At 62.1% G+C, this 8,967-nt stretch carries 11 protein-coding genes; 7 read left to right on the top strand and 4 right to left on the bottom strand.

The genetic code is table 11. The features are described from left to right. The 4 genes from VIW95_RS13015 to VIW95_RS13000 all read left to right on the top strand — a co-directional run. On the top strand, nucleotides 1-243 hold a 243-nt coding region (locus tag VIW95_RS13015), incomplete at its 5' end, for an acyl-CoA dehydrogenase family protein (protein ID WP_331587162.1). Further along, nucleotides 240-725 carry a MaoC family dehydratase gene (locus VIW95_RS13010; RefSeq protein ID WP_331587160.1) on the top strand — a complete coding sequence of 162 codons (486 nt, stop codon included), beginning with the start codon at nucleotides 240-242 and terminating at the stop codon, nucleotides 723-725. The genes VIW95_RS13015 and VIW95_RS13010, both read left to right, overlap by 4 nt. After that, nucleotides 722-1,921 (top strand): CoA transferase, encoded by a 1,200-nt coding sequence (locus VIW95_RS13005; RefSeq protein WP_331587157.1) that lies wholly within the window; start codon nucleotides 722-724, stop codon nucleotides 1,919-1,921. The genes VIW95_RS13010 and VIW95_RS13005 overlap by 4 nt, the downstream gene beginning before the upstream one ends. After that, entirely contained in the window at nucleotides 1,918-2,826 is a 909-nt protein-coding gene (locus tag VIW95_RS13000) for a CoA ester lyase (protein WP_331587155.1), read from the top strand. Before VIW95_RS13005 ends, VIW95_RS13000 begins: the two co-directional genes overlap by 4 nt. Nucleotides 2,827-2,839: 13 nt before the next feature. Here VIW95_RS13000 and VIW95_RS12995 read toward each other — a convergent pair whose 3' ends face one another. Further along, a complete protein-coding gene (locus VIW95_RS12995) occupies nucleotides 2,840-3,778 on the bottom strand; it encodes an alpha/beta hydrolase family esterase (protein ID WP_331587152.1) in 939 nt (312 codons plus the stop codon). Between the two features lie 119 nt (nucleotides 3,779-3,897). Here VIW95_RS12995 and VIW95_RS12990 point away from each other — a divergent pair, with 119 nt between their 5' ends. Then, complete coding sequence (locus VIW95_RS12990; protein ID WP_331587150.1) at nucleotides 3,898-5,301, top strand: LLM class flavin-dependent oxidoreductase; 1,404 nt, start codon at nucleotides 3,898-3,900, stop codon at nucleotides 5,299-5,301. Between the two features lie 27 nt (nucleotides 5,302-5,328). Here VIW95_RS12990 and VIW95_RS12985 read toward each other — a convergent pair whose 3' ends face one another. The 3 genes from VIW95_RS12985 to VIW95_RS12975 all read right to left on the bottom strand — a co-directional run bounded on the left by VIW95_RS12985 (nucleotide 5,329) and on the right by VIW95_RS12975 (nucleotide 7,551). After that, a complete protein-coding gene (locus VIW95_RS12985; protein ID WP_331587148.1) occupies nucleotides 5,329-6,480 on the bottom strand; it encodes a CaiB/BaiF CoA-transferase family protein in 1,152 nt (383 codons plus the stop codon). A gap of 30 nt (nucleotides 6,481-6,510) precedes the next feature. After that, nucleotides 6,511-7,116 (bottom strand): glutathione S-transferase family protein, encoded by a 606-nt coding sequence (locus tag VIW95_RS12980; RefSeq protein WP_331587146.1) that lies wholly within the window; start codon nucleotides 7,114-7,116, stop codon nucleotides 6,511-6,513. A gap of 123 nt (nucleotides 7,117-7,239) precedes the next feature. Next, the gene (locus VIW95_RS12975; RefSeq protein WP_331587144.1) at nucleotides 7,240-7,551 is read right to left on the bottom strand and encodes a hypothetical protein; all 312 of its coding nucleotides are present in this window, start codon (nucleotides 7,549-7,551) and stop codon (nucleotides 7,240-7,242) included. 7 nt (nucleotides 7,552-7,558) lie between these two features. Between VIW95_RS12975 and VIW95_RS12970 the strand changes: the two genes are divergently transcribed. Continuing rightward, on the top strand, nucleotides 7,559-7,780 hold the full coding sequence (locus VIW95_RS12970) for a hypothetical protein (protein WP_331587142.1): 222 nt from the start codon (nucleotides 7,559-7,561) through the stop codon (nucleotides 7,778-7,780). A gap of 336 nt (nucleotides 7,781-8,116) precedes the next feature. After that, on the top strand, nucleotides 8,117-8,967 hold an 851-nt coding region (locus VIW95_RS12965), incomplete at its 3' end, for a hypothetical protein (RefSeq protein WP_331587140.1).

Here is an 8,967-nt window from a genome sequence, read left to right as displayed (position 1 = left end):
ACAGAAGTGGACAGCAAACGGCGATGCGACAAAGAAGCTTCGATGGCGAAGCTGTTCGCCTCCGAAATGGCCGAACGCGTCACCAGCCAGGCGCTGCAAATTCACGGCGGCTATGGGTACACCAAGGACTTCCCGCTCGAGCGCTACTGGCGCGACGCGCGTCTGACCAAAATTTTCGAGGGCACTTCCGAAATCCAGCTGCGGATTATCTCCGATCGTCTGCTGCCGAAGGTGAGAAAGTGAATACGTCGATCTCAAAATTGACGGGCACGGGAAATTACTTCGAAGATTTCGAAGTCGGCATGAAGATGCGCCATGCACGCGGCACGACCATTGGCGAGATCGAAAATCAGATGCTGACGAAGCTCGTGCTGAACACCGCCGACGGCCACTACAACGAGCATCGCATGCGCTCGACGCAATTCGGCCAGCGCCTGGTCTTCGGCCTCGTGACCGGCTCGGTGTGTATCGGCCTGGCGACGCAGGACACAGGCGAAAATGCGCTCGCGGAACTTGGCCTCACTGGTATCAGGTTTACGTCACCGGTTTTTCATGGTGATACGCTCTACGCATACAGCGAAGTGCTCGAGAAGCGGGACGCCGGTCGCGACGACGCCGGCATCGTGCGCTTCAAACATTGGGGAACCAAGCATGACGGGACGATCGTCTTCGAAGGCGAGCGCACGGTGCTGATCAAGCGCCGCTCGCATTGGGGCAATCGATGAACGCGCGCACAGGACCGCTGTCGGATGTTCGCGTGCTCGATCTCACGCAGGCGCTGGCCGGTCCGTATTGCACGATGTTGCTGGCCGACCTTGGCGCCGATGTTATCAAGGTCGAGCCGCCCGCCGGCGATATGAGCCGCAGCATGGGACCGCATCCCGCGGATCGAAAAGGATGCGACTACGGCGGATACTTCGCGAGCGTCAATCGCAACAAGCGCAGCATCGTGCTCGACATCAAGACCGACGGCGACCGCGACACGTTTTTCAGGCTCGTCGAGACGGCGGACGCAGTCGTCGAGAACGCAAAGACCGGTGTGATGGATCGCGCGGGAATCAGCTACGAGCGTCTGCACGAGATCAAGCCTGCGCTGGTCTATGCCGCCATTCGTGGCTTCGGCGATCCGCGCACCGGCGCGAGTCCGTATGCGGATTGGCCCGCGTTCGACATCGTTGCGCAGAGCATGGGCGGGTTGGTCGCTGTCACGGGTCCGCAAGGCAGCGCCGGCTACAAAGCCGGCCCCGGTATCGGCGACATTTATCCCGGCACTCTTGCCGCGTTGGGCGTCGTGTCGGCGATTCATGCGGCGCGTCGGACCGGGCAGGGACAATTTCTCGACGTGGCGATGTACGACGCGATTCTCGCGCTGTGCGAGATGATCGTTTACAGCTACGCGAGCGGCGGCGTGGTCAGAGAGCCGGCCGGCAACGGCACCGCGGTGCTGTGCCCATTCGATATTTTTCCGACGCGCGACGGCGCCGTCGCGATCGCCGCGCCCGGCGAGAATCATTGGAAGATTCTGTGCGGCGCTCTTGGCAGGCCCGAACTTGCGACGGACAATCGCACGCTCAACGTCAACCGGCGGGTTGCCAATGCCGACTTCGTGCGCGGTATTCTCAGCGAATGGACGAAGGCACACAGCACGCGCGAAATCGTGGACGCTATCGGCGGCAAGGTGCCGGTAGGCCCGGTCAACACCGCCAAAGATATTTTCGAGGACCCGCATCCGCGGGCGCGTGACATGCTGGTCGAGGTCGAACAGCCGGGCGACAATCCTCCGCTCGTGTTGGCGGGATGTCCGATTAAGTTGACCGGCACGCCGTCGGGAATTTACGCGCGCGCGCCGCGGTTGGGCGAGCACACCGAGCAGGTGCTGGCTGACGCGGGAATTTCAGTTGCGCGCAAGGAGCAATCATGACGCTTCGACTACGACGTTCCGAACTTTCGACCCCGGCTTCGAGCCCGAAGATGATCGAGAAGGCGATGGCGACCGCGGCCGACATGGTTTTCCTCGATCTTGAAGACGCGGTCGCGCCGGCGCAGAAAGAAGCGGCGCGCAAGAACGCCGTCGATGCGCTCCGCAATCTCGATTGGGGCAAAAAGATTCGCGCGGTGCGCGTCAACGGCGCGGATACGCACTGGGCGCACGACGACCTGATCGAAGTGGTCGAGGGCGCAGGCGACAAGCTCGACGTCATTATCGTGCCGAAGCCCAAGGCGCCGCGCGACATCTGGTTCTTCGACACGTTGCTGACGCAGCTCGAAACGAAACTGCATCTAAAAAATAGAATTGGGCTCGAAGCGCTGATCGAGGAAAGTGCTGCGCTGGCGCGCGTCGAGGAAATTGCCGCGTCGTCACCGCGACTCGAGGCGCTCATCCTCGGCTTCGGCGATCTGTCGGCGAGCCAGGGCATGCGCTTCGGCGTCGCGAGCGATCCGGCGAATCGATATCCCGGCGACATGTGGCATCATGCGCGCGTTCGGATGATCACGGCGTGCCGCGCCAACGGCATCGACGCGATCGATGGGCCTTTTGGTAACTTCAGGGATCCTGACGGCTATCGGCGCGAGGCGACGTGGGCGGCGACGCTTGGCGCCGTCGGCAAGTGGGCGATACATCCGAGCCAGATCGAACTTGCCAACGACGTGTTCGCGCCGACGCCGCACGAAATCGAAAATGCGCGCAAAATGTCCGAAGCCTACCAGGCCGCGACCCGCGACGGCGCAGGCGCTGCAGGAGCGGGTGGGATGCTGGTTGATGCGGTCGCGGTGCGGATTTTCGAAGGCGTGCTCGAGCGCGCCCGCCTGACCGGCCGCGCTTAAGCGGTGTGATCATTCACTTCGGGGACTGCGACTGAAAGAAGGTCCACATCGTAGCGTTGGCGTCTATGTTGTCGGTAACCGGCCCAAGGATTTTCGTACCCAGCCATCCTTGACGAGCGCCCGGCCAAGTGTGGCCGCCGCCCTGCACGATCACGTTTTCCAGCCCGCGGCCCGCCGGACAAGAATAGCTCTCGAGGGTCACGGGCAGTGGATCGCTCGTATCTTTGGCGGGAACATTTGCCTGCTGCGCCGCGCCGCAGCCGTTGCGCTTCTGCCAAATGGCGACCGCCTGCGCATTGCTGATCGCGGAGCCGCGATTGCCGAATTGCGGCGCGATCGGGCCGCCATTGAACGGAACGAATTTGTCTTCGGTGCCATGAAAAAATACTACAGGCATCGGGCGCGGCGATGGGCACGCCGCATCGACCGGCAGCGTCGCTGCGATTACGGCGATTCCGGCCAGCGCGTCAGGCATCACGCACGCCATGTGCTGCGCCATGAAGCCGCCGTTTGAAATTCCAGCAGCATAGACCCGCTTGGGATCGATCAGTCCCTGCGCGGTGACCTCTGCCAGCATCGCCTTCATGAACCCGATATCGTCCGCCATCGATTCGTGCCCGATCACGCGCCCGTCATTCCAGTGCTTGTCGATCCCATTCGGATACATGACCACCAGGCCATGCGCCTGGCCGAACGTATCGAAGTTCGAGTAGCGTTCCTGCTGCGTGTCAGTGCTCCCGCTGCCGTGCATCATGATGAACGCGGGCAGCCGTTTTCCACTCTGCCCGGACGGCACGTAGAGCAGGTAGCTGCGGCTGACGCCGTTCACGTCGATGGTGTGCGAGACGGCATCGCCAGCGGCGGCCGGCTGCAACGGCGACAGGATAGCCGCGAGCAAAACGATCGCGGCAAAAATCGCGACGCGGGGAAGTATTCGATCAAATTTGCGCATGCCGATTTTATAGTTGAGCGAGACTCGCCCGCGCCAGACTTGCCAGAATATTCGCCGACAGGCTAACATCTGTTAGGTAAATTCCAGCTGACGGTAAATCGGCGCCGCGAAAGGACTCTATGAGATTTGGACTCTTCTATGAACATCAGCTTCCACGCCCGTGGGAGGAAAAGAGCGAGCTGCAACTGATCCAGGACGCGCTCGATCAGATCGAGCTGGCGGACAAGCTCGGCTTCACCAATGTGTGGGAAGTGGAGCATCACTTTCTGGAAGAATACTCGCACTCGAGCGCGCCCGAGGTTTTTCTCGCGGCGGCGAGTCAGCGCACGACCAATATGCGGCTCGGCCACGGAATCGTGCTGACCGCGCCCGGCTACAACCATCCCGCGCGCGTCGCCGAACGAATCGCGATGCTCGACCTGGTCTCGAAGGGCCGCGTCGAGTTCGGCTCGGGCGAGTCAGGGTCGCTCGCGGAGCTCGGCGGCTTCAATCTCGCGCCCGCATTGAAACGCGAGATGTGGCGCGAGGGACTCGAGACCGCGCTCCGCTGCATGACCGAGGTTCCGTTCGGCGGCGTTGATGGCAAGTTCGTCAAGATGCCACCGCGCAACGTGGTGCCGAAGCCGGTGCAGAAACCGCATCCACCGGTATGGGTCGCATGCTCCCGCCGTGAGACGATCCTGCTCGCCGCGGAATGCGGCATCGGCGCACTGACGTTCTCATTCATCGATCCGGAAGAAGCGGTGCATTGGGTCGGCGACTACCGCAGGACGCTCGCGGAGAAGTGCGTTCCGATTGGCAGCGCCGTCAATCCCGAGATTTCGTGCGTTACCCCGATGATGTGCCACCGCGACGAACGCGAGGCCGTCCTGCGCGGGCTTGAGGGCGGCAACTTCTTTGGCTACTCGCTCGGCCACTACTACGTCTTCGGCGATCACAAGCCGGGAGTGTCGAATGTGTCGGAGGAGTTCACGCAGAAGCGCGCCGAGCGCGGCTACTCGCCGGACGTTGCAATCGCGATGCGCCAGCGCCGGCTGAGCGCGCGGCTCGACAACGATCAGGGCGATCAGCAGGGCTTGCGCGGCGCGGTCGGCACGCCGGATCAGTTGCGCGAGTACTTCCGACGCTTTGAGAACGCCGGCGTCGATCAGATGATCTTCGTGATGCAGGCTGGGAAGAACCGCCACGAACACATTATGGAATCGATCGAGCTGTTCGGCAGAGAAGTGTTGCCCGAGTTCGCGGAGCGCGACGTTGGTATTCGCGCCAAAAAGATGAAGGAGCTCGAGCCGATCATCGAGATGGTGATGAAGCGCAAGCGCGACGACGCTCCGAAGATGCCGGCTGACTACCTGATCGAGGCGCTCCCGAAGCAGCTCATCGAGCAATTCGGCGGCAAAGAGATGCTCGACAAGCTCGAGGGCGACTCAGCGATCGGCATTCCGCGCCCGCAGAATCTGCAGGAGCGCCTGCAGCAGGGAATCGTCCCGCAGCGCGGATCGAACGGCAGCGACGCCAAGTAGGAGAAGATCAGGCGGACTGCCCAGGTGTCACACTGACTTCGCGATCGCGCCGCATTTGCGCAGCATCTCCAAATCCGGGTTGGCAAAGCCCCAGTCGCGCAGCGCTTCTTCCGTATGCTCGCCTGGCTTGGCCGGCGGGCGCTGAATCTTACTCGGCGTACGCGAGAATCTCGGCGCCGGCCCCGGCTGTGTCACGCCGCCCTGCTCGATGAAAGTTCCGCGATGCTTATTGTGCGGATGTTTCGGCGCTTCATCCATGTTGAGCACTGGCGCGAAGCAAATATCGCTGCCCTCCATGATCTTGCACCACTCGTCGCGAGTCTTGCTGCGGAACAGCGTCTTCAGCCGCTCCTTCATCGCGGGCCATTGCGAGCGATCCTGCTGATGCGGCAACTTCTCGCCCTTTAGCCCTGATTTCTCGAGCAACTCGGCGTAGAACTTCGCTTCGATCGATCCGATCGCGACGTACTTGTTGTCTTTCGTTTCGTAAACTTCGTAGTAGTGCGCGCCCGTGTCGAGGATGTTGTCGCCGCGCTCGTTGTTCCAAAATCCGGAACCGTGCATCCCATAAATCGCGGTCATCAACGACGCGGCCCCATCGACCATCGCCGCGTCGACCACCTGCCCCTTACTTGACTTCTGTGCCTCGAGCAGGCCTGCGACCACCCCCAGCGCCAGGTAGAGCGCGCCGCCGCCGAAATCACCGACGAGATTCAAGGGTGGAACGGGCGCGTCGCCTTTGCGGCCGAAACTGTGCAGCGCGCCGGATAGCGCGATGTAGTTGATGTCGTGGCCGGCCGCATGCGCGAGCGGACCTTCCTGACCCCATCCCGTCATGCGTCCGTAGATGAGCCGCGGGTTGCGCTTGAGACAGTGGTCAGGGCCGAGGCCGAGCCGCTCAGTTACGCCGGGACGGAAGCCTTCGATCAACGCGTCGGCTTTCTCGACCAGCTTCATGACGGCTTCGATCGCTTCAGGCTTCTTGAGATCAAACGCAACCGAACGGCGGCCGCGATTGAGCAGACTGTATTTCTGATCCATCGCAATGCCCAAACCAGCATCGGCCATACGGTCGATTCGCAACACGTCGGCGCCCATGTCCGACAGCAGCATCGCACACATTGGTCCGGGGCCGATCCCGGCCAGTTCGATGACGCGATAACCTGACAACACTCCCATGATTCCTACCTCACTTCAGTCGGTCGCCGATTACTTCAGCCCGCGAACTTTTTTGTTCGCATCGCGCCCGAGACACTTCTGCAGCCACGCCGCTACACTCGGCGTCGATGACAGATCGAGCTTCATCATCGGAATCCAGCTCATGACGGCGGCCACATTGAGATCCGCAATCGTAAAATTTTTGCCGAGCAGGTATTCCTTGCCTTTGAGCGACTCCTCGAGCGCGTTCATCGGCGCTTTCAACGCTTCGACCGCGGCCTGCGCGGCCTTCTCGTCGCGCTGATCGGGCGGATTCATTACGCGGTTGCGCAAGATCGTGAGGAGCTGCGGCTCGACTTCGGTCATCGCCCAGAAGCTCCATTTGTAGGCTCCCGCACGCCCCGCGGCGTCCGATGGCCACAGCGAATTCTTGCCGTACTTGTCGGCCAGGTAGAGATTGATCGCCATCGATTCCCAGACCACGACGCCGTCATCTTCGAGGACCGGCACGTGGCCATTGGGATTGAGTTTAAGATGCGCAGGCGACTTGGCTTCGGTCGTCGGCATCGGAAGATGCTCGTAGCTGACGCCGAGTTCTTCGAGAGCCCACAAGGAGCGTGCGCTGCGCGATCGTGAAGTTCCGTGTAGTTTTGTCATTTCGATTACTCCAATGTCCGCATCTTACTACCAGCAATTGGGTTCCTTACAAGCGGCAGGAGTGTCCCCTGCACCCGATGTCAAAGAGGTCGCCAGTGCTGCAGGAAAAGAAAACGGCGCGACTCAATGCTTGGGCGCTTTCGATTTGCCCTCGAGCTTCACCGTTTCCTTCTTGTGCTTTGGATCGTCGCTGGTGATCGAGATCTGATCGTTGGTCGAGCCTTTTGCGGCCGGAGCGTACTGAATGACCACGCTCAAGCTCGAGTGAGACGAGATCGTATGGGCGCCACCATTGCTGAAGATCGAGAATGGCGGATTGTGTTTCGGCGCGCCGACGTTGACGTGCAAATCGCCGGAACCATCATCGCGGATCGTGAAGCTCGCGCTTGCGGTCGAATTCGGAGCCGCCTGGAGGTGCAAGGTACGCGGCGTCACCCCTATCTTGGCAGGCGGAGTCGATGTCGCCGTTGGAGTTGCCGTTCGCGTCGCGGTCGCAGTGGCGGTCTGGGTGGCGGTTCGAGTCGTGGTGGCGGTGGCGGTAACGGTTGGCGTTGCGGACGAAGTCGCAGTCCGAGTCGCCGTAGCAGTCGGAGTGGCAGTCTCGGTTGAAGTCGCAGTTCGCGTCGCGGTTGCGGTCGGCGTCGAGGTTGAAGTCGCAGTCTGAGTGGAACTAGCCGTCACGGTGCTGGTCGGAGTTGCCGTCGCTGTCTGAGTCGAGGTCGCGGTGACGGTTGGAGACGCAGTGCCAGTTGCTGTCGCCGTTGCAGTGGCGGTCTCAGTTGAGGTCGCCGTCGAAGTCGCGGTGGCGGTCGCAGTTTACGTCGAGGTTGCGGTCGGCGTCGCAGTTGCCGTCGCCGTCTGAGTGGGGGTCGCCGTCGCAGTGGTTGTCGGAGTTGCCGTGGCGGTCGCGGTGGCTGTTGGCGTCGCCGTCGCTGTTCGCGTCGAGGTTGCGGTAGCGGTCTGAGACGCAGTCGCGGTCGGCGTCGCCGTTACGGTCGAAGTGCCGGTAGCGGTCGAAGTAACGGTCGCTGTTGCGGTCGCTGTGGCGGTTTTCGTGGAAGTCGCAGTTGCGGTCGGCGTTGCAGTGACTGTGCTCGTGGCCGTTGGGGTTGCCGTCACCGTCGAAGTCGCGGTTGGAGTAGCGGTCGTTGTTGCGCTGTTCGTTGCCGTCGCCGTGGCGGTTGAGGTCACGCTCGAAGTGGCGGTTGCTGTCGCGGTTGCGGTTTTGGTCGCAGTCGCAGTTGCAGTCGGCGTTGCAGTCACGGAGGCCGTGGCCGTTGGGGTCGCGGTCACCGTGCCAGTAACTGTGGCAGACGATGTCGGAGTTGCAGTCTTAGTTGCCGTGGCAGTTGCCGTCGCGCTCGGAGTTGCAGTTGCAGTCGAAGTGGCGGTTGGCGTCGCCGATGCGGTCGCGGTCGCAGTTGCGGTAGCCGTCGGAGTCGCCGTTGTTGTCGTAGTAGCTGTTGGTGTCGCCGTCAACGTGGCAGTAGCAGTGGCCGTTGAGGTCGCGGTTGAAGTGGCCGTTGCGGTTGCAGTCGAAGTGGCGGTTGGCGTCGCCGATGCGGTCGCGGTTTTGGTCGCGGTCGCGCTTGCGGTAGCCGTCGGAGTCGCGGTCGTTGTTGCAGTCGCGGTTGGCGTTGCCGTTAGCGTGGCGGTCGCGGTCGCTGTCGAGGTTGCCGTTGCGGTTTTAGTTGCGGTCGCAGTAGTCGTGGCCGTCGGCGTTGCAGTCACTGTGCTCGTGGCCGTTGCGGTTGCAGTCGAAGTCGCAGTTGGCGTCGCCGATGCGGTCGCGGTTTTGGTCGCGGTCGCAGTTGCGGTAGCCGTCGGAGTCGCGGTCGTTGTTGCAGTCGC

This window comes from Binatus sp. (SeqCode), from assembly GCF_036522015.1.
Lineage (GTDB): Bacteria > Desulfobacterota > Binatia > Binatales > Binataceae > Binatus.
The sequence above is the reverse complement of the archived record's forward strand: the minus strand, read 5'-3'. Positions and strand labels throughout refer to the sequence as shown.

Excerpts from the sequence above, each read along its gene's own strand:
- VIW95_RS12990 (WP_331587150.1), top strand. The coding sequence starts at position 3,898 with ATGAGATTTGGACTCTTCTATGAACATCAGCTTCCACGCCCGTGGGAG.
- VIW95_RS13000 (WP_331587155.1), top strand. The coding sequence starts at position 1,918 with ATGACGCTTCGACTACGACGTTCCGAACTTTCGACCCCGGCTTCGAGC.
- VIW95_RS13005 (WP_331587157.1), top strand. The coding sequence starts at position 722 with ATGAACGCGCGCACAGGACCGCTGTCGGATGTTCGCGTGCTCGATCTC.
- VIW95_RS12985 (WP_331587148.1), bottom strand. The coding sequence starts at position 6,480 with ATGGGAGTGTTGTCAGGTTATCGCGTCATCGAACTGGCCGGGATCGGC.
- VIW95_RS12995 (WP_331587152.1), bottom strand. The coding sequence starts at position 3,778 with ATGCGCAAATTTGATCGAATACTTCCCCGCGTCGCGATTTTTGCCGCG.
- VIW95_RS12980 (WP_331587146.1), bottom strand. The coding sequence starts at position 7,116 with ATGACAAAACTACACGGAACTTCACGATCGCGCAGCGCACGCTCCTTG.